Raw genomic sequence first — 18,036 nt, forward strand, 5'->3', positions numbered from 1 at the left:
CCTTGGCGAGCGCAGAGGCGTAGTGCGGGCAACCGGTAGCCCCCAAGGCTCATTTGGCAGCTAAGACGCCCGCCGGGGGCGGGACCCCGGCCAATGAACCTGCGCAATCGCGTTGCCGTTGATAGTGACGTTGGGCTTCGTTGCACTCAGCCCAAGCTACGGCCCTATTCAACCTACGTCAATTCAACCTATCCCAACATCAAAACGTCGCTGGGAGAGTTCTGGGAGCTGACATGACCCGAATCATCTTGCTGCTGTTCGGCTTCGCTGCGGTCGGGTGTGCCACTCAATCGCCAGTCGGTGCCGAGCGACCGGAAGTGCTGCGCGATGTCGAAGGCTATGCGATCGCAAGTTGCCTGACTCACCAGCCCCAGCCCTTACTCAAGGATCAAGGTGACGCGTGGGCGGCCGTGATTGTGCAACGCATGAAAGGCGATATCGAAGCCTTGTCTGGCATCGCAGAGCAAGTGGCGCACGAAACCGCGAGTGGTGACATGGCCGTGATCCGCAATGAGGCCGGCCCGGAACCAGATAAGGCACTTCCGCTGCTCTACTGCGGCGAGATCATCGACAAACCCGCCGTGCGCACCGCAATTCAGAAAGCGCTTGCCGAACTCGAGCCGGCGTACAAGCCATAAGGTGATTGCTGCGCGACGCCGGGCAGGTAGGTACGAGCCCAGCCAACCTGCTAAGGACAGCACACCGGCGTTGTTCGACCGACGCCTCCGACTATTCCCATCGAGAGCGCCGAGTGGCGCAGCAGGGTCGGGGGATCGGCGCATAGCGCCGACGGCGAGGACTGTCTGAGGCCCACAGGGCCGAGTTCCGCAGCCGCCCGACTTCGCGAGCACGCGAGGGAAGTCAGACACGCAGTGTCTGACCGCGAACGGCGTAAGCGGGGTTTCGCGGAGCACTGCTCCGCGCCGCTGGAGCGGGCAGTGTGTGCAGACACTGCACTATTTCGGGTCGTCTTTTCTTGGTTACTTCTTTTGGCGAAGCAAAAGAAGTAACACGCCCGCCGGGTGCGGGAACCCGGCCAACGAACCTGCGCAACGGCGTTGCGGTTGATGGTGACGTTGGGCTTCGCAGCACCTAGCCCAACCTACGGCCCTCAAATCCATGGCCGCCACCCCTTACGCATGCGCTTAATGGCGGACTCCCTAAGCGAGCCATAGTGCCGCTCGGTATACCTTCGAACGCAAGCGAGAACCCCGTCCTTGGAAGACTTAGCAAATTCCATGGCGTTAAGCGTCTCGTCTCTGTCGGCGTCGTAGTTGCAGTTAGCAATAAGTTGTTCTTCGACACCGGGGGAATACGTCCCAAGATCACGAATGTCAGCAGAACTCAACCAATAGATCTTGTTCGATGCACTGGCCATCATCTTGTCGAGAAGAACCTGACCCACTCCTGATTTGGCGAGAAAGTCTCGCATCGTAAGCATCGCTTGTTCTTGCTTGGCAACACCGTTAGGCCCGTCCTCTGAATCGCCCCGGGTTTTGAGGAGGCTCCCACTCTTGAGAAGATGGAGCCATGAAGAATTCCCCGAAGTTTTCCCCTGAGGTGCGTGAGCGCGCGGTGCGCATGGTGCAAGAGCACCGCAGCGAATACCCGTCGCAGTGGGCCGCCATCGAGTCGATCGCCGGCAAGATCGGCTGCGTGCCGCAGACGCTGCACACGTGGGTCAAGCAACATGAGGTCGACGCCGGCGTGCGTGATGGCGTCACGACGGCCGAGGCGCAGCGCATCAAGGATCTGGAGCGTGAGGTGCGCGAGCTGCGCAAAGCCAATGAGATCCTCAAGCTGGCCAGCGCGTTTTTCGCGCAGGCGGAGCTCGACCGCCGCATCAAGTCCTGAAGACTTTCGTCGATCAGCACCGAACGCAGTTTGGGGTCGAGTCGATCTGCCGTGTCCTGCGGATCGCCCCATCGGCGTACTGGCGCCATGCCGCACGTCATCGCAGCCCGGCGCTGTGCTCGCCGCGAGCCCAACGCGACGCAAGTCTGCTGCCGCAGGTGCAGCGCGTCTGGCAGGCCAACCTGCAGGTCTATGGAGCCGAGAAGGTCTGGCGCCAACTCAACCGCGAGGGCGTCGCCGTGGCGCGCTGCACCGTGGAGCGGTTGATGCGTCAGCTCGGGCTACAGGGCGTGCGCCGGGGCAAGGCACAGCGTACGACCGTGGGGGACCCGAAGGCACCGTGCCCGCTCGATCGCGTCAATCGGCAGTTCCGAGCCGAGCGGCCCAATCAGCTCTGGGTGTCGGACTTCACCTACGTCTCGACCTGGCAGGGCTGGGTCTATGTGGCCTTCGTCATCGACGTGTTCAGCCGTCGCATCGTGGGCTGGCGCCAGAGCAGTTCGATGCACACCGAGTTCGTGCTCGATGCGCTCGAACAGGCGCTCTACGACCGCCAGCCCAGCGAACAGGATGGCTTGGTGCACCACTCCGATAGAGGCGCCCAATACCTTTCAATTCGCTACAGCGAGCGGCTGGCTGAGGCGGGCATCGAACCTTCAGTCGGATCCAAGGGCGACAGCTACGACAACGCGCTGGCCGAGACGATCAACGGCCTCTACAAGGCCGAGGTGATTCACCGCCGTGGTCCATGGAAGACCAAACAGGCCGTCGAACTCGCGACGCTCGAATGGGTGGCCTGGTTCAACCATCATCGGCTGATGGGTCCGCTGGGCCACGTCCCTCCTGCCGAATTCGAAACCCATTACCATCGACAACGCGCTGGTCAGGCCGCGACCGTCTGACTTAAACCAACTGGCCTCCGCGAAAGCCGGGGTGATTCAAAGCTAGAGGACCGTTGTCACGCCGAGTCAGTTGATCAATGAACGCAGGCGCTGCGCTCTGACCTTTTACCTAGGCGGTTGAAGGTTCAAGTGCGGTGCAGATCGGGCGGCGTCGCGGCCGAACGGATGAGTTCGACCTTTTTGCTAGCCCAACAACTTGGTATACTTCAACTCTCCGCTTACTCGGAGGTTAACCTTAACGGGGATTCCAATCCTCGCAGGGGCTGGTTACGGTTTCTCTGCGTAAGCGGAGGTCACTGCCAAAGATAACTGGCGCCGACGATGCTGTCGGTTTTCTCTGAGTAGGTGGAGTTCTACTGTCTGTGGGGTCGCTGCCTTCCGAAGTCGCCCCCGATCCGCGAGTCCGTCAGCCAAGACGGTTATTTGATGCTGGTTCGGGGTTGGCTTGAATCAGCAATCTCAAGGGCTCGCCAAGCGCTTGCTTACCCCAATCGACGGTCATTGGCCGCAGCGAAGATTCGCTCGCGTTGCAATCCGATTACTCTTCCGAATTGGGACGAAGGAAAGGCGACGTGTGGAGACATGCAGCGGTTACGCCTTAGACTTTAAGCTCCTCGGCTATGTCTACGCGGCGGTCCGTTGTATAGAGGACTTAGCTCAGGAGGTGAGTGATTGGCCTGACTGGAGAGTTAGTCGGGCACGCGGCGATCTTATTTGCGCGCAACCGACGATCCCGGCGCCTTTCTGCAGCGAGCCTGGAGTGGAAATGTGACGGAGGCTCGCCTTTGCTGCGGTTGCCAGCTATCGGCAGGCGGCACGAATCAGACATTCTGTCTGCGAGGCTTGCGTTGCAAGTGGGAGCAAGCCATAGGTCGATTGAGTCCTCCATCAGTGAAGCGTAGCGATTTCGCTGTGCCAAACACCCCCTTGTGTTCTGACGGTAATAATGACGGTATGCGAAGGGTTGTGCGTTCTACAACTTATAAGGGGCGAGGGCTTAGCGACTCAGTTGATGATCGAGTGGGAATAACCGCGTTCGTGCGCGTGCACTCGCGATGAGGAAAAGCAAAGGTGCCGGGGCCGGCCAGATGATGCTGGCCGGCTTTGAACCGCAGCCCGAGCAGGCGGAGCGCGACGACCTGTTCTTCGCGCTTCAGCCGCCGGCGGACGTCATCCCGGCAATCATGGCGGCCGCTCGGGCTTTGCACATCGAGTATCGGCTCTCCGGCCGAATGCAGCGAACGGATCGACTGCATGTTTCGCTGTGGGGTGTGAAGATTGCTGCGGATCAATCGGATGTGCTCGCCACTGACGCAGTTCGTGTTGCCGCGCAGATCCGCCGAACTGCTGTTGATCTGAGTTTTGAGCGCGCGCTGAGTTTTGCCGGGCGCAAGCCGCCCGGTGCGGTGTCCCCGGTGGTGTTGAGGGGAGAGTGCGGCAACGCTGGCGCTGCGAACCTGGGCGCAGCGCTCGCGGCGGCGATGGGACGCCCCAGCGCCGCCGTCGCCACGCCACATCTGACGCTGGCCTACGATGCGCAAGTCGTGCCGGAGCATGCGATTGAACCGATCGGCTGGTCGGCGCATGAATTCGTGCTGATTCGCAACCGGGTCGGTTCAGGGTGCCCCTACGAAATTCTCGGTCGCTGGCCGCTCTGCGACTGACGCCCCGCTCTGGGAGACTTTGATGGCAATCCCCGGCTTCCTTGTACGCCTGCTACCCGGCGCACTGCTGCGCTTCGCGGAACGGCTGCGCTTTCCGCAGCTCTTTCTGTTGACTTTGGGCCTGTTCGTTTTCGATCTGCTGATCCCGGATTTCGTCCCCTTTGTCGACGAACTGTTGCTGGCGCTCGGGACGCTGCTGCTGGCATCGATCCGCAAACGGCGGGAGCCTGAAGAATCGACGCCGAAACGATGAGCGGCGACGCCTTGTTTGATATGGCGGACGAAGCCTTCATGCGCGAGGCGCTGGTGCTCGCGCAACGGGCGGCGGACGCTGGCGAGGTGCCGGTTGGCGCGCTGGTCGTGCTGGACGGGCGCGTCGTCGGTCGCGGTTTCAATCAACCCATCCTCGCCAACGATCCGACAGCGCATGCCGAGGTCATCGCGCTACGTGACGCCGGGCAGCAACTTCAGAACTACCGCATGCCTGGCACCACGCTCTATGTGACGCTGGAGCCCTGCGTGATGTGTACCGGTGCGATCTTCCACGCGCGCGTCGAACGCATCGTGTTCGGCGCGACTGATCCGAAGACCGGCGTCGCCGGCAGCGTGATTGACCTCTACGCGCAGACACAGCTGAACCATCACGCCGGCATTCGCGGTGGCTTGTTGGCCAGCGAATGCGGTGCGATGCTCTCTAACTTCTTCGCTATGCGCCGCAAGCGCCGCGATCGCACCTGAGAGTTCGTCTGGCATGGCCTGCTTCGGTTTCTTCGCCCCCTCGGGCTTCGTTCGTGATCAACAGAGTGTCGAGCGCGCCGCAGAGCGACTGCGTGGGCTGGGTCACACGGTTGTGCTGGACGAATCGCTCTTGTGCTGCGACACGCGTTTTGCCGGCGACGACGAGACCCGGTTGGCGTCGATCGAGCGCATGGCGGCAGATCCGCGCGTCGATGTTGCCGTCGCGCTGCGCGGCGGTTATGGGCTGACGCGTCTGCTCGATCGCATCGATTTCGCGCGCCTGGCCCGCAGCGGCAAGTTGTGGGTCGGCCATAGCGATTTCACGGCGTTGCAGTGTGGCCTGCTGCGCGCTGGTGGCGTTAGCCTGCACGGGCCGATGGTGGCGCCGGATTTCGGTAGCGAATCAGTCAGTGCGTTCACCCTTGAGCATTTCAGCCGAATGCTCGACGGGCGGCGAGATGCAGTGCGGGTCGACGTGGCGCAAGCCTGGCGTGGCGAGCTTGCCGGACCGCTTTGGGGTGGCAACCTGAGCATGCTCGCGCATCTGGTCGGCACACCATGGATGCCGGCGCTAGAGGGCGGAATCCTGTACCTCGAAGACGTGGCCGAACCGCCGTTCAGGATCGAGCGCATGCTGCATCAACTCCAATTTTCCGGCGTGCTCGGCCGTCAGCGCGCGCTACTGCTGGGTGACTTCGGCGGCTACCGCCCTGGCGCGACTGACAATGGATTCGACCTCGACGCGATGCTGCGCTACCTGCGCGAGCGATTCGATCTACCGATCCTGACCGGTCTACCGATCGGGCATGTAGCGGACAAGTTGACGCTGCCCTTTGGCGGGCAGGCGGTGCTCGAAAGCGATGAGAGTGGCTGGTCTCTCGACTATCGGCTTGAAGGATCGGCGAAGTCATGAACGAACGGATGTTTGCGGTGCGCCGCGCAGATTGGGCAACCGAGCAACCCTTGCTGAAGGCTGTGCGAACGACGGTCTTCGTCGAGGAGCAGCATGTACCCGCCGAGATCGAATGGGACGCGATGGACCCGCTGTGTGTGCATGCGCTGGCGGTGGATGGCGCGGGCGGCCCCATCGGCACCGCGCGGCTCTTGCCGGACGGCCATATCGGCCGCGTCGCGGTGCTCGCGCCGTGGCGCGGCAGCGGCGTTGGTTTGGCGCTGATGCACTGGATGATCGACGCGGCGCGCGAAGCGGGGCATTCGCATGTCGCGCTCAATTCGCAGCAAAGCGCAGCCGGTTTTTACGAGCGCCTGGGATTCCATGTCGACGGCGAGGCGTTCTGGGAGGCGGGTATTCCGCACGTCCCGATGAGTCTCGCGCTGAACGCGGGCTAGGGGATCAGCACCCGCTCGATCAAGCGCGGTTCGCCCTCGCGTGGAAGCAGGACGACCGACTGGCTGCGGGTGCCGTAGCCGGGTGCATTGATCCGGATCGCCGAGAGCCAACGCTCCCATTCCAGCGGCACACCGGTATCTGGCAGCGCGTCGTCGGGCGCAAGTTGCTCATCTGACAGCACCGTGAACAAGGCCTCGGGGCCTGCTCGCCGCTTCACCGCGTCAGCGAGCCCGGCCGAACCGCGGGTGAGCTTGGGCCACGGCGTATCGAGGTTTGCGTTGGAAAGTCCGTGTATGCCCGGTGCCACGCGCTCGGCTCGCGCCTGCTCGCTGTTGAAGTGCCACAGCGCTTCGCGATCACCCACCAGTAGGTTGAAACCGTTGTAGCGCGAGGCGGTCTGTTCGATTTCCAGCAGAAACGCCTCGATCTGCGGCGCCTGCAAGGCCGCCGTGACGATCTGACCGCGGCTGTGCGCATCGCTGCGCTGTTGTGCCGGCGCGCGGATGTTTGTCAGTGCGGCGAAGCGGCCGCTGCGCGTGATGCCCGTCCAGGTGCCACCAGCCCGCAGATCGCGGCCAGCATAGATTTCCGGCGCATCGGGCCACCAGTGCGCGGGCTGTGTCGGGCGTTCATGGAATTCGTCGCGGTTGGCAGCGACCAGCAGCGGAAAATCGGGGTGCGTCTGCCAGGCCAGCAGGATCAGGCACACGTAGGCGCTTCCAGCGGCACGAAATGCTCGACGTGGGTGGCGCCACCGACGATGAAATCGGCAAGGCCGCAGTCAGACACCGCAAGCTCGCGTGCAGCCAGCAAGTGGGGGACCGAGGCCACGTTCTCGTAGACTTCCATCCAAGTCGCTGCGTCATCGGCGCGCCGCATCAAACTGACATGGCGAGCGTGGGGCGCGAGCGACGCGAGCAACGCGTGCGCCAGCACCGACGCCGTGTCGTCGGCGCCGGGCTGGATGCGGTAGTAGATGTAGAGGTGGCTCACCGCGTGCCGGGGCGCGAGTTTGGAATGTGCGCCTACGAAACCGTGTAGGGCAGGGGCTCGAACTGCAGCAGGTCGCCTGCCGGCGCACCGTGATGCACTTCGTTGGTTTCGCGGCTCGCAAGCTGGACCACGGCAAGCACTTCGTAGCCGGTATCCGGCGCAGCCGTCGCAGTGACGATCTTGCCGCACGACTGCTCGCCGAAATCCGGCGCGAAAAGATCGTCCCCCGGCCGCGGCGGCTCGGTGCTCACCAGCCGTGCGCGGAACATCCGCTTCTTCAGTTTGCCAAGATATTGCGTGCGGGCGACGATTTCCTGACCGGGGTAACAGCCTTTCTGGAAGCTCACACCACCGATCAGTTCAAAGTTGAGCATCTGCGCGACGAACTCGTCTTGCGTCGCCGCCGTGATCACCGGAACACCGGCGCGAATGTCGAGCCAGCGCCAGGCTGCCGTGCCTGCCGGCGCAGCGCCTGCAGCGACGAATTTCTTCCACAGGTCGCCGGCCTGCGCGACCGGCGCGTGGACTTCGACGCGTGCGGCGTCGATGCGGATCACCTGAATCGCGCCCTGCGACACGCTCATCGCCTCCGGCGGCAGGGTCAGTCCAGCAGCGTCAAGCGTTGTGGCCACCGCCGGGCCTGCAAGCCCGATGACCGCGTAGTCGAGCGTTACGTCGGTCAAGCGCACTTTCGAACGCAGCACATACATGCCGAGCTTCTTGTGCATCGCAGCCAGCAGATCGGCGGAGAGCTGCAGCAGGAAATCTGCCCCGTCACGCCACACCAGGAAGCTCGCCAGCATCCGCCCTTTGGGGCTGTTGAAGCTATTCCAGTGCGCGCGATGCAGCTCCAGTTTCTTGATGTCGTTGGACATCAGGTTGTGCAGGAAGGCGGACGCATCTTCGCCGGATGCGCGCAAGGTGCCCAGGTGAGTCAGCGGCACCACCACAGTGCCGCTTGCCGCACGCGCCACCTCGGATCGCGGGTCGTCCGAAAACGAAACCGTGCCGGGTGCGTCTTCCGCGAAGCGGGCGCCAATCTGGTCAAGGTGCAGCAGCCAAGGTGATTGCATGGAGTGATCGATCCTCGTTTCGGGATTCAGGTAATGCAGATGTGGGGCTATTATACGAGCCCACAAGAGGCGCCCCGCGGGGCGCCTTTGCGTATTCGGCCCTTAATCCGTCACGCGGTTCCCTTGATGCGTCTTTTCTTTCGTCGCCTGCTGCTGGCCCTCACATTTCTGGGCTTGATCTTCTTGCTGTTGCTTGCGTGGCGGGCTACCAGTCCGCTTGCGCTGCGCAGTTCTCCGCTGGATATCGAGATCGAGCAGGGTAGTTCGATGCGCCAGGTTGCGCGGCAGGTCGCCGCAGCCGGGGTGGACATCAATCCCTGGCTGTTCGAGGCACTGGCGCGCGCAAGCGGGCACGCATCGCGAGTGAAGGCCGGCAGCTACGAAATCACCGAGGGCGTGACGCCGTGGTCCTTGTTGCAGAAGCTGGTTCGCGGCGATGCCTCGCAAGGCGAATTTGTTCTCGTTGATGGCTGGACCTTCCGGCGCTTGCGCGAGGAGCTGGCCCGTTTGCCGGGGCTCAAGGCCGACACGGCCAACCTCAGCGATCAGGAGGTGCTCGCGCGCCTGGGCGTGAATGCGAGCAGCGCGGAGGGCCAGTTCATGCCCGACACCTATTTCTATGCCAAGGGGGGCAGCGATCTCGCTTTGCTGGCGCGCGCGCAGCGGGCGATGGCGCGGCACCTCGATAATGCGTGGTCGAAACGCGATGCCGATCTGCCGGTTAGCTCGCCTTACGAAGCCCTGATCATGGCCTCTCTGATCGAAAAGGAAACCGGCACTGCCGAAGACCGGCCGCGTATCGCATCGGTGTTCTACAACCGTCTGCGGATCGGCATGCCGCTGCAGACAGACCCGACCGTCATCTACGGGCTGGGCCAGAATTTCGACGGTAACCTGCGCAAGATCGATCTGCAGACCGATACGCCGTACAACACCTACACCCGTCGCGGCTTGCCGCCGACCCCCATCGCGATGCCCAGTGAGGCAGCGCTGGCCGCAGCCTTGCATCCGCCGCGCACGCCTTACCTGTATTTCGTGGCGCGCGGTGATGGGTCGAGCGAATTTTCCCGTACGCTGGATGAACACAATCGCGCCGTCGCGCGCTATCAGAAACGCAAGGGCAACAACCGATGAGCGGACGCTTCATCACGTTTGAAGGAATTGACGGTGCCGGCAAGAGCACCCAGATCGCCGCGGCCGTGGCGCTGATTGCAAGCCAAGGGCGCGACGTGGTGCAAACCCGTGAGCCGGGCGGTACGCCACTCGCCGAAAAGTTGCGTGAACTGGCGCTGCATGAAGCAATGCATCTTGAGACGGAAGCGCTCGTGATGTTCGCCGCGCGGCGCGAGCACCTCGCTGCACGCATCGAGCCTGCGCTTGCCACGGGGCAGTGGGTCGTATGCGACCGCTTCTCAGATGCGACCTATGCCTACCAGGTCGGCGGGCGCGGCCTCGATGCGGCGAAGTTCGCAGTGCTGGAACAATGGGTGCATCCGCATCGCCAGCCTGACCTCACCTTCCTGTTCGACCTCGATCCGGCCATCGCCGCCGCGCGGATGGCCGCCAGCCGCAGCGAAGGCGACCGCTTCGAGCGCGAGCAGGCCGATTTCTTTGCGCGCGTGCGCGCCGCCTACCTTGCGCGGGCGCAACAATGCGCCCACCGCTTCCATGTGCTGGACGCAACGTGCGCACCGGGCGACATCCAGCGCGAGGTGGAAGACGTAATCCGGAGGCGTTTCTTCGCATGATTCTTCCGTGGCATCAAACGCTCTGGAAACGCTTGGCCGCGGCGGGCGAAAGGGGTCATCACGCCTTGCTGTTTGCCGGCCCGCCCGGAGGGGGCAAGCGCCAGTTTGCCGAGGCTGTTGCGGCCGCGCGTTTGTGCGACCAACCGGATAGCGAAGGCTACGCGTGTGGAAAGTGCGAGGCCTGCACCTGGCGCGTCGCCGGCACGCACCCCGATCTGTTCCGTCTGGTGCCGGAAGCGGACGATGCGGGCGACGAAGCGGGCGACAGCGACAAGGAGAGCGCCAAGTCACGGCAGATCAAGGTCGAACAGATCCGCCAACTGCAAGATGCTTTGACCCGCAAGGGCCATCGCGACGATCGCCGTGTCGTGCTGGTCGATCCCGCGGAAGCGATGAACGCAGTCACCGCCAACGGCCTGCTGAAGTTGCTTGAGGAGCCGCCCACGGGGGTGCTGTTCCTGCTGATCACGCGAGCGCCGGATCGTTTGCTGCCGACGATTCGCAGCCGCGCGCAGCGCTGGGACTTCCCCGCGCCCGAGGCGGCGCAAGCGGCCGATTGGCTGGCCGATCGCGGCATCAAGGACGCAGCGGTGTGGCTTGGATTCGCCGGCGGCATGCCGGTCGCGGCAGAAGAACTGTCTTCGGGGCCACTTGCCGCCTGCCGCGCACGCTTCGTCAAGGACATCACGACGCTGCCGCAACGCGATCCGGTGGAACTGGCGGGCGGCTGGGACACTTGGTTGCGCAGCAAGGACGCGCAGGCGGCTGGTTTCGACATGCCACGGCTCGCCGACTGGTTGTTGCGCTGGTACGCCGACCTCGCCGCGGCGGCTTCCGATGCGCCACTTCGCTACTTCGCCGACGCTGAATCCGCGCTGCGTGGCCTGGTCCGCGGCTGGAGCGCCGAAGAAGCGCTCGGTTGCTACAATGACGGCCTGAACCTGCGCCGTGTTGCGGCGCATCCGCTCAACGCACGCCTGCTGCTCGAAGATACCCTGCTGCGATACTGTCGCCGCCTCGCTACCGGGAGAACCGCATGAGTACGCCTCAGCCATCCACCATTGCGCGTCCCGCGGTGCTGTCGCTCAGCATCAACTCGAAGTCCGCCCTGTTCGCGGCCTACATGCCCTTCATCCGCAACGGCGGCCTCTTCATCCCCACGAACAAGACCTACGGTCTGGGCGACGAAGTGTTCATGCTGCTGCAACTGATGGATGACCCGGCCAAGCTGCCGGTCAAGGGCAAGGTGGTGTGGTGTACGCCGCCCAATGCGCAGGCCGGCCGCACGCAGGGCGTCGGTGTGCAATTCACCGAAGATGAAAGCGGTTCGACTGTGCGCGCGAAGATCGAGCAGGTGCTCGGCGCGCACATCGGTTCGAACCGCCCGACCCACACCATCTGATCGTTCGCTGGCGCAAGCGCTGCGGCGCCTGCGCACTGATCGTGCCCGACACCTCATCGCCGCGTGTGCGCGCCACACGTCTGGATAGCCATGTTCGTTGATTCCCACTGCCACATTGACTTCTCTGACCTCGTTGACCTCGGCGACAAGCTCTTCGCCGATATGCGCGAGGTGGGCGTGACGCATGCACTGTGCGCCGGCGTCAGCATCGAGCGCCTGCCCGGTGTACTCGCCATCGCCGAGGCCCGCCCGAACGTGTTTTGCTCGGTGGGTGTGCACCCTGAACACAGCGAAGGTGAGGACCCGGACGCGGCCCGCCTGCAGGCGCTCGCCCAGCACCCCAAGGTGGTGGCGATCGGCGAAACCGGGCTCGACTACTACTGGCACAAGGACAAGCCGGAATGGCAGCGCGAGCGCTTCCGCCAGCACATCCGCGCCGCCAAGGCCTGCGGCAAGCCGCTGATCGTGCATACCCGTGACGCCGCGGACGACACGCTGCGCCTGATGCGGGAAGAAGGGGCAGATGCCTGCGGTGGTGTGATGCACTGCTTCACCGAATCCTGGGACGTGGCGGCCGGCGCGATGGAGCTGGGCTTCTACATCTCCTTCTCGGGCATCGTGACGTTCAAGAACGCAGCGCAGATCAAGGACGTCGCCACCCGCATGCCGCTTGACCGGATGCTGATCGAAACGGATTCGCCCTATCTGACGCCAGTTCCCTATCGCGGCAAACTGAACCAGCCGGCCTACGTGCCCCACGTTGCGCAGGAAATCGCGCGGCTGCGTGGCGTGTCGGTCGACGAGATCGCGACCGCGACGACCGAAAACTTCTTCCGCCTTTTCTCCGCCGCCAGCCGATGAGGAAGCGGCTCTGGCTCCTGCTGCTTGCGCTCTGCCTGGCAGGCCCGGCAACGGCAACCAGCCTTGACGCAGCCCGCACCGGCGCGGAAATGGGCCGGGTGTCCGTCGTGCGCGATTATCTGGACGAAGGCGGCGCGATCGATGCGCTGGATTTTCGCGGCAGCACGCTGCTGATCCAGGCTGCGCGAAACGGGCAGACCGAGGTGGTCGCGCTGCTGCTCGCGCGCGGCGCGAACCCGGCCTTGCACAGCAGCGCGGGTGAGAGCGCGATTGCACTCGCAGCCATGAACGGCCATCTAGATACGGTGGACGCCTTCATTGCGGCCCGCGCACCGTTGGAAATCCCGAATGCCTGGTCGCCGCTCCACTACGCGGCCTATATGGGGCACGAGCGAATCGTGCAACGCCTGCTTGCCGCTGGCGCGCGCGTTGATGCACGGGCGGATAACGGCGCGACGGCTCTGATGCTGGCGGCCCGCGGTGGCTACCTCGCGATCGTTGAGCAACTACTCGTGGCGGGCGCGGATATCACGCTGCGCAGCGATCGAGGCCTCACACCCTTGGGCTGGGCGTTGGCAAACGACCGGGCCGAGGTCGCGGCCCGTCTGCGCCGCGCTGGCGCGGCGGACTAGCGCCACACCTCAGCGCTCGATCGGCGCGTCTGCTTCTTGCGCCTCTCCGGCCGCTGCATGAGGCGCTTCAGCTACTGCCGCGACGGCCGCAAAACCGCCCCCGGGCGTACGAAAGTTCGTGGTCTGCCCGCGGTAGAGGCGTGCAGCGAAGAGCTGGACTTTACCGCAGTAGGCGTAGGCACGCAGATCGCTCTTGAGCTCGACCGGACTGCCATCGACCCGTTTGACGCGGGGGGAGGGTGACACGATGTGTTGCGCCACGTAGTCCCCCGCAATGATCTCCTCGAACACGCGTCGGGTGAGCTTGTCGCCGCGATAGGCGGCCTTGCTGCCGAATCCGCTCGCCGGTTTGAAGAACCATTCCCGCCGTGTCTGCCAGAGTGCTTCAGCGTCATGTCGTGTGACCCGGCGCGTGTGCGGAACGACCTGTGCGCAGAGGGCCACGTCAGCCGGTGCCGTGCCGATCGATTCGAGGAAAGCAGCGTCGGACAGCAGCGCAAGATGGCGCTTGTCAGCGTACAGCGCATGGGCGCGAGGATGCGGCGTCACAACGGCTGAATCACGCTCCCATGCAAGGCGCAAAGCGCTGCTCGCTGCCTGATCAAATGCGAAGTCGGTGCTGCGGTTATAGACCAGATCCACCACCAGTTCGCCAAGCCACAACTTGCTGTCGCGCAACCGAAGCTCGGCAGGGTCACAGATGCTGGCGCGGATTCCCGAGCGCTCGAAGAGCCGCTGGAAGAGCAGGAATTCCGGCAGCAGGTATTGCGAGGACGGCGATTCGTCCACGATCGCGATGTGGGTCAGCGGCGCGTCAGCACGCGCGAGCCGCCATTCGTTGTGGAACATCGCCAGGAATCCGGCCGCGACGCCCGCGCCGGAATCGAGCGAGGCCCCGTCACCACGAACGGCGTTGCAGCACGCCAGCTGAGCCCGCGCGAGTGCTGCGTTGAGCAAACCGCCACCGGCGTTGGTGTTGATTTCAATCAGCCGTGGGCCGTCGTCGCCAAGGTGGAAGTCGTAGCCCATGAAGACGCTGCGCGCGCGGCTCGATATGCCCGCGGCGGGCGGGGCATCGGCGAGCGCGCGGGCATGCCAGCCGGGCAGGGCGACGATGCGCTCGTGCGCGGCGACAAAGGCCCGCATCGCCGCCAGATCGCGCTCTGCGACGAACACGGTGGTGTCCGAAAACAGGTTGGGGCGCGCATCTTCGATCATCGCCAGCAGCGCACCGTCTTGCGGATCGCCGCAGAGCTCGTGCAGTAACTCGCCGCGATCGAGCGTCACGCACGCGCAGCGCTGGTTCAGCCAGGATGCAAGCGAGGCGCTGCCGGAAAGCCTGGCTTGGGGCGTGGCCACGATACGGGCTCCTGAAGGGGGCTGAGCCGAGTATCGGGGCGGATAAGGCGGAGTCAAGCCCCGCCGCGTTCAGCAACGGCTGAAATCGGGTTTGCGCCTCTCGACAAAGGCGGCGAAGGCCTCTTTCGCTTCCTCCGATTGCAGCAACTCGCGGAACAGCGCGCCCTCGCTCGAAATCGCCTGCCTCGCAGCGGCGGCCGAAGCATGGCGGATCAGCGCGCGGGTGCCTTGCAGCGCCCTGGGCGGCTTGCTCGCCAAACGCTTTGCCCAATCGAGCGCATGAGCGAACACCTCGGCATTTGGCAGCACGACGTTCACCAGGCCCGCCGTCGCAGCCTGCGCGGCGGTGATGGGTTCCCCCAACAGTAACCACTCGTTCGCGCGCGCGCTGCCCACTCGTTGCGCCAGCAGCAGGCTGGAGCCGCCTTCCGCACACAAACCGAGATTCACGAAAGGCATCGCGAAGGTGGTTCGTTCGCCACAGGCGACCAGATCACAGTGCAGCAGCAGCGTCGTGCCAATGCCGACCGCCGGCCCGCACACCGCGGCAACCAGCGGCTTGCGCAATTCGGTCAGCAGCGCCAGTAAGCGCATGACGGGCGCCTGATCATCAAGCGGCGGATTGGCCAGGAAGTCCACGATGTCGTTGCCGGCGCTGAAGACCTCGTCGGAACCTGCGATCAGCAGCACGCGGATCTGCGGATCGGCCTCGGCCTGCTGCAGCGCCGCGATCAGTGCTTCGTACATCTGCGCGGTGAGCGCATTCTTCTTCTCCGGTCGATTGAGCCGGATGATCCCGACGCGATCCAGCGTTTCAGTGGCAATCGTTGAGTGCTGTGGCATGTGTCTCCCGTCTGCAAGCGCGCTCTCCATACGGTACGGTATCGTGAATTGACCCTGAAATCCAAGCGGCGACCGATTTCGCCTTGATCCGCGCCGTTGGCAGGGCGGGGCGCTTCTGCGATGCTTCGCCTTTTCCCGCATCGACGTATCCCATGAAGGTTTTCGGATTTGCCGGCTATTCCGGCTCCGGCAAGACAACCCTGATCGAGCGCCTGATCCCCTTGATCCGCGAGCGTGGCTTGCGGGTATCGCTGATCAAGCACACCCACCACGGTTTCGACATCGATAAACCGGGCAAGGATTCCTTCCGCTTCCGTGAAGCAGGTGCCTGCGAGGTTTTGCTTGCCGGCGGCCAGCGCTGGGCGCTGATGCACGAATTGCGCGACGAGGCCGAGCCGACACTGGACGATCAGTTGGCGCGCCTTGCGGCGGTCGATCTGGTTCTCGTTGAAGGCTTCCGGACAACGCCGATCCCGAAGATCGAGATCCACCGTCCGGCGGCCGGCCATCCGATGCTGCACGACAAGTTTCCGAACATCGTCGCGATTGCATCCGACGCGCCGCTCGACGTGTCTTTGCCGCAACTTGATCTGAACGATCCGGGTCAAATTGCCATGTTCATCCTGAAAGCGGTCGAGCTCGCATGAAAGCCCCTTTGCTGACCTTTGAAGAAGCGCTTGGCCAGTTGCTGTCGGCGGCGCGCCCGGTTGCCGAGCGCGAGTCGGTGGGCTTGCTCGATGCAAGCGGCCGCGTACTCACGGCTGATCTGGTGTCTGCCCTTGCGGTACCGCCTCATGACAATTCCGCGATGGACGGTTATGCCCTTCGTGTCGAGGACGTAACGCAACCGGCAATCCGTTTGCCAGTGAGTCAGCGCGTGCCGGCCGGCGCTGACCCGGTGCCGCTGGTGGCGGGTACAGCGGCTCGCATCTTCACCGGCGCGCCAATTCCGCCCGGCGCCGATGCAGTCGTGATGCAGGAGCGCTGTCGCGCCGACGGCGATGGCGTCGTCGTCGATGAACTGCCGCGCATCGGGCAGAACATCCGTCGTCGGGGTGAAGACATCGAGGTTGGTGCCCCGGTGCTGAGCGTCGGCTCGCGGCTCAACGCCGCGGGCATCGGCCTTGCCGCGTCGATCGGCGTTCCGACCGTGAGTGTGCTGCGTCGCTTGCGGGTGGCGGTGTTCTTTACCGGCGACGAGTTGCGCGAACCGGGCGAGGCGCTGGTACCCGGTGCGATCTTCAACTCCAACCGCTACATGGTCCGCAGCCTGCTGGCCACGCTGGGTTGTAACGTGACCGATCTTGGCATCGTGCGCGACGATCTTGGCGCAACGCGGGACGCGCTGCGCCGTGCTGCGGCCGATCACGACGTGGTGCTGACCTGCGGCGGCGTGTCGGTCGGCGAGGAAGATCATGTGAAGGCCGCGGTCGAAGCCGAAGGCGCCTTGTCGCTGTGGAAGATCGCGATCAAGCCGGGCAAGCCGCTCGCATTCGGCCGCGTCGGTGACGCGGACTTTATCGGCCTGCCCGGCAACCCGGTATCCGCCTTTGTGACCTTCGTGATGCTGGTGCAAGCATTTCTGCTGCGACGTATGGGCTTGCAAGACCCGATGCCGGCGCGCCGTGAAGTGCCGGCCGGGTTTGACTGGCCGCGCGCCGAAAGCCGGCGCGAATTCGTGCGCGTGCAACTCGATGCCGAAGGCCGCGCAGTCCAGCACCCGCGCCAGGGCTCGGGCGTGCTGAGTTCGTGCGCCTGGGCTGACGGGCTGCTCGATATCGCACCGGGCCGCAGCTTTACAGCGGGCGAACGGCTGCCATACATCAGCTTGCGGGAGACGTACTAAGTCATGGCAATCCAGGTTCTGTTCTTCGCCTCGCTGCGCGAAGCGCTTGGTGTCAGCGCGCTGAGCTACGAATTGTCGCCAGCGATCGCCAGTGTCGGCGCGCTGCGCGAATCGCTCGCCGCACAAGGGGGTGACTGGCTTGCACTGGCACCTGGCCGCGCGGTGCGCACTGCGGTCAACCAGGACATGGTGGGCGCCGCACACCCGCTGATGGATGGCGACGAGGTTGCCTTCTTCCCGCCGGTAACGGGCGGTTGAGGCTGAACGATGAGCGTTTCAGTCCAGACAGACGACTTCGATGTGGGGGCCGAAACGGCGCGGCTGACGGCCGGGCGTTCGGACTGCGGCGCGCTGGCGAGCTTCGTGGGTCTGGTGCGCGGTGCATCGGACGGGGTGCTGGCGATGACACTCGAGCACTATCCGGGCATGACCGAGCGGGCGCTGGCGGCGATCGAAACCGAGGCGCGCGATCGCTGGGCCCTGGGGGATGTTCGGATCATCCATCGCGTCGGCCGCCTAATGCCGGGCGAGCAGATCGTTTTCGTCGGTGTGACCGCATCGCACCGGGGCGATGCCTTTACCGCCTGCGCCTTCATCATGGATTACCTGAAAACCAAGGCGCCGTTCTGGAAGAAGGAAGAAACGCCGGCCGGCGCGCGATGGGTGGATGCGCGGGAGGCCGACGACGAGGCCGCCGCACGCTGGCAACAGCCTTGATGCATTAGCGTGGCGCCCGCCGTCACGGAGCACTTCAGCCTTGCACGGCCTTG

General features: G+C 64.3%; 22 protein-coding genes and 1 other annotated feature. Of the genes, 17 read left to right on the top strand and 5 right to left on the bottom strand.

Annotation, left to right across the window (positions count from 1 at the left end; translation table 11 throughout):
• Positions 1-233 precede the first annotated feature (233 nt).
• The 7 genes from ACE3P0_RS05910 to ACE3P0_RS05940 all read left to right on the top strand — a co-directional run bounded on the left by ACE3P0_RS05910 (position 234) and on the right by ACE3P0_RS05940 (position 6,508).
• Positions 234-638 carry a hypothetical protein gene (locus ACE3P0_RS05910; protein ID WP_374400833.1) on the top strand — a complete coding sequence of 135 codons (405 nt, stop codon included), beginning with the start codon at positions 234-236 and terminating at the stop codon, positions 636-638.
• 892 nt (positions 639-1,530) lie between these two features.
• A protein-coding gene (locus ACE3P0_RS05915) for an IS3 family transposase (protein ID WP_374400835.1) occupies positions 1,531-2,756 on the top strand; the annotation gives its coding sequence in 2 pieces (ribosomal slippage) (positions 1,531-1,819 and positions 1,819-2,756; 1,227 coding nt in all).
• Positions 1,809-1,925, top strand: a sequence feature (AL1L pseudoknot). (Overlaps the previous gene by 117 nt.)
• Positions 2,757-3,811: 1,055 nt before the next feature.
• Positions 3,812-4,420 (top strand): 2'-5' RNA ligase family protein, encoded by a 609-nt coding sequence (locus tag ACE3P0_RS05920; protein WP_374400837.1) that lies wholly within the window; start codon positions 3,812-3,814, stop codon positions 4,418-4,420.
• A gap of 22 nt (positions 4,421-4,442) precedes the next feature.
• Positions 4,443-4,673, top strand: coding sequence for a DUF6116 family protein (locus tag ACE3P0_RS05925; protein ID WP_374400839.1), 231 nt, complete (start codon positions 4,443-4,445; stop codon positions 4,671-4,673).
• 20 nt (positions 4,674-4,693) lie between these two features.
• On the top strand, positions 4,694-5,158 hold the full coding sequence (tadA, locus tag ACE3P0_RS05930) for a tRNA adenosine(34) deaminase TadA (protein ID WP_374400963.1): 465 nt from the start codon (positions 4,694-4,696) through the stop codon (positions 5,156-5,158).
• A 13-nt stretch (positions 5,159-5,171) separates the two neighbouring features.
• The gene (locus tag ACE3P0_RS05935) at positions 5,172-6,071 is read left to right on the top strand and encodes an LD-carboxypeptidase (RefSeq protein ID WP_374400841.1); all 900 of its coding nucleotides are present in this window, start codon (positions 5,172-5,174) and stop codon (positions 6,069-6,071) included.
• Positions 6,068-6,508, top strand: coding sequence for a GNAT family N-acetyltransferase (locus tag ACE3P0_RS05940; protein ID WP_374400843.1), 441 nt, complete (start codon positions 6,068-6,070; stop codon positions 6,506-6,508). Before ACE3P0_RS05935 ends, ACE3P0_RS05940 begins: the two co-directional genes overlap by 4 nt.
• On the opposite strand, the gene ACE3P0_RS05945 is transcribed toward ACE3P0_RS05940, so the two are convergent.
• The 3 genes from ACE3P0_RS05945 to ACE3P0_RS05955 are packed head-to-tail and all read right to left on the bottom strand — an operon-like array spanning position 6,505 to position 8,575.
• Positions 6,505-7,218: an NRDE family protein gene (locus ACE3P0_RS05945; protein ID WP_374400845.1), complete on the bottom strand. Its 714-nt coding sequence runs from the start codon at positions 7,216-7,218 to the stop codon at positions 6,505-6,507. The genes ACE3P0_RS05940 and ACE3P0_RS05945 overlap by 4 nt on opposite strands.
• Complete coding sequence (locus ACE3P0_RS05950; RefSeq protein WP_374400847.1) at positions 7,209-7,502, bottom strand: DUF4936 family protein; 294 nt, start codon at positions 7,500-7,502, stop codon at positions 7,209-7,211. Before ACE3P0_RS05950 ends, ACE3P0_RS05945 begins: the two co-directional genes overlap by 10 nt.
• 32 nt (positions 7,503-7,534) lie before the next feature.
• Positions 7,535-8,575 carry a folate-binding protein YgfZ gene (locus ACE3P0_RS05955; RefSeq protein WP_374400849.1) on the bottom strand — a complete coding sequence of 347 codons (1,041 nt, stop codon included), beginning with the start codon at positions 8,573-8,575 and terminating at the stop codon, positions 7,535-7,537.
• Between the two features lie 126 nt (positions 8,576-8,701).
• Here ACE3P0_RS05955 and mltG point away from each other — a divergent pair, with 126 nt between their 5' ends.
• The 6 genes from mltG (at position 8,702) to ACE3P0_RS05985 (ending at position 13,218) form a co-directional block, all read left to right on the top strand.
• A complete protein-coding gene (gene mltG, locus ACE3P0_RS05960) occupies positions 8,702-9,709 on the top strand; it encodes an endolytic transglycosylase MltG (RefSeq protein ID WP_374400851.1) in 1,008 nt (335 codons plus the stop codon).
• Positions 9,706-10,323 (top strand): dTMP kinase, encoded by a 618-nt coding sequence (gene tmk, locus ACE3P0_RS05965; RefSeq protein WP_374400853.1) that lies wholly within the window; start codon positions 9,706-9,708, stop codon positions 10,321-10,323. The genes mltG and tmk overlap by 4 nt, the downstream gene beginning before the upstream one ends.
• The gene (gene holB, locus ACE3P0_RS05970) at positions 10,320-11,363 is read left to right on the top strand and encodes a DNA polymerase III subunit delta' (protein WP_374400855.1); all 1,044 of its coding nucleotides are present in this window, start codon (positions 10,320-10,322) and stop codon (positions 11,361-11,363) included. Before tmk ends, holB begins: the two co-directional genes overlap by 4 nt.
• Positions 11,360-11,725, top strand: a complete 366-nt coding sequence (locus ACE3P0_RS05975) for a PilZ domain-containing protein (protein ID WP_172200366.1) — start codon at positions 11,360-11,362, stop codon at positions 11,723-11,725. Before holB ends, ACE3P0_RS05975 begins: the two co-directional genes overlap by 4 nt.
• Before the next feature lie 90 nt (positions 11,726-11,815).
• A complete protein-coding gene (locus ACE3P0_RS05980; RefSeq protein ID WP_374400857.1) occupies positions 11,816-12,586 on the top strand; it encodes a TatD family hydrolase in 771 nt (256 codons plus the stop codon).
• Positions 12,583-13,218 carry an ankyrin repeat domain-containing protein gene (locus ACE3P0_RS05985; protein WP_374400859.1) on the top strand — a complete coding sequence of 212 codons (636 nt, stop codon included), beginning with the start codon at positions 12,583-12,585 and terminating at the stop codon, positions 13,216-13,218. The genes ACE3P0_RS05980 and ACE3P0_RS05985 overlap by 4 nt, the downstream gene beginning before the upstream one ends.
• A 9-nt stretch (positions 13,219-13,227) precedes the next feature.
• On the opposite strand, the gene ACE3P0_RS05990 is transcribed toward ACE3P0_RS05985, so the two are convergent.
• Both ACE3P0_RS05990 and ACE3P0_RS05995 read right to left on the bottom strand, forming a co-directional pair.
• The gene (locus ACE3P0_RS05990) at positions 13,228-14,577 is read right to left on the bottom strand and encodes a hypothetical protein (RefSeq protein ID WP_374400861.1); all 1,350 of its coding nucleotides are present in this window, start codon (positions 14,575-14,577) and stop codon (positions 13,228-13,230) included.
• Between the two features lie 69 nt (positions 14,578-14,646).
• The gene (locus ACE3P0_RS05995) at positions 14,647-15,420 is read right to left on the bottom strand and encodes an enoyl-CoA hydratase (RefSeq protein ID WP_374400863.1); all 774 of its coding nucleotides are present in this window, start codon (positions 15,418-15,420) and stop codon (positions 14,647-14,649) included.
• Positions 15,421-15,572: 152 nt separating this feature from the next.
• On the opposite strand from ACE3P0_RS05995, the gene mobB reads away from it, so the two are divergent.
• From mobB to moaE, 4 genes are read left to right on the top strand one after another with little or no spacing between them, the layout of a single operon-like run.
• Complete coding sequence (mobB, locus tag ACE3P0_RS06000; protein WP_374400865.1) at positions 15,573-16,067, top strand: molybdopterin-guanine dinucleotide biosynthesis protein B; 495 nt, start codon at positions 15,573-15,575, stop codon at positions 16,065-16,067.
• On the top strand, positions 16,064-17,266 hold the full coding sequence (gene glp, locus ACE3P0_RS06005; protein ID WP_374400867.1) for a gephyrin-like molybdotransferase Glp: 1,203 nt from the start codon (positions 16,064-16,066) through the stop codon (positions 17,264-17,266). Before mobB ends, glp begins: the two co-directional genes overlap by 4 nt.
• Before the next feature lie 3 nt (positions 17,267-17,269).
• A complete protein-coding gene (gene moaD / locus ACE3P0_RS06010) occupies positions 17,270-17,524 on the top strand; it encodes a molybdopterin converting factor subunit 1 (protein WP_374400869.1) in 255 nt (84 codons plus the stop codon).
• A gap of 9 nt (positions 17,525-17,533) precedes the next feature.
• Positions 17,534-17,983: a molybdopterin synthase catalytic subunit MoaE gene (gene moaE / locus ACE3P0_RS06015; RefSeq protein WP_374400870.1), complete on the top strand. Its 450-nt coding sequence runs from the start codon at positions 17,534-17,536 to the stop codon at positions 17,981-17,983.
• Positions 17,984-18,036 lie beyond the last annotated feature (53 nt).

This window comes from Niveibacterium sp. (assembly GCF_041909475.1).
GTDB lineage: Bacteria > Pseudomonadota > Gammaproteobacteria > Burkholderiales > Rhodocyclaceae > Niveibacterium.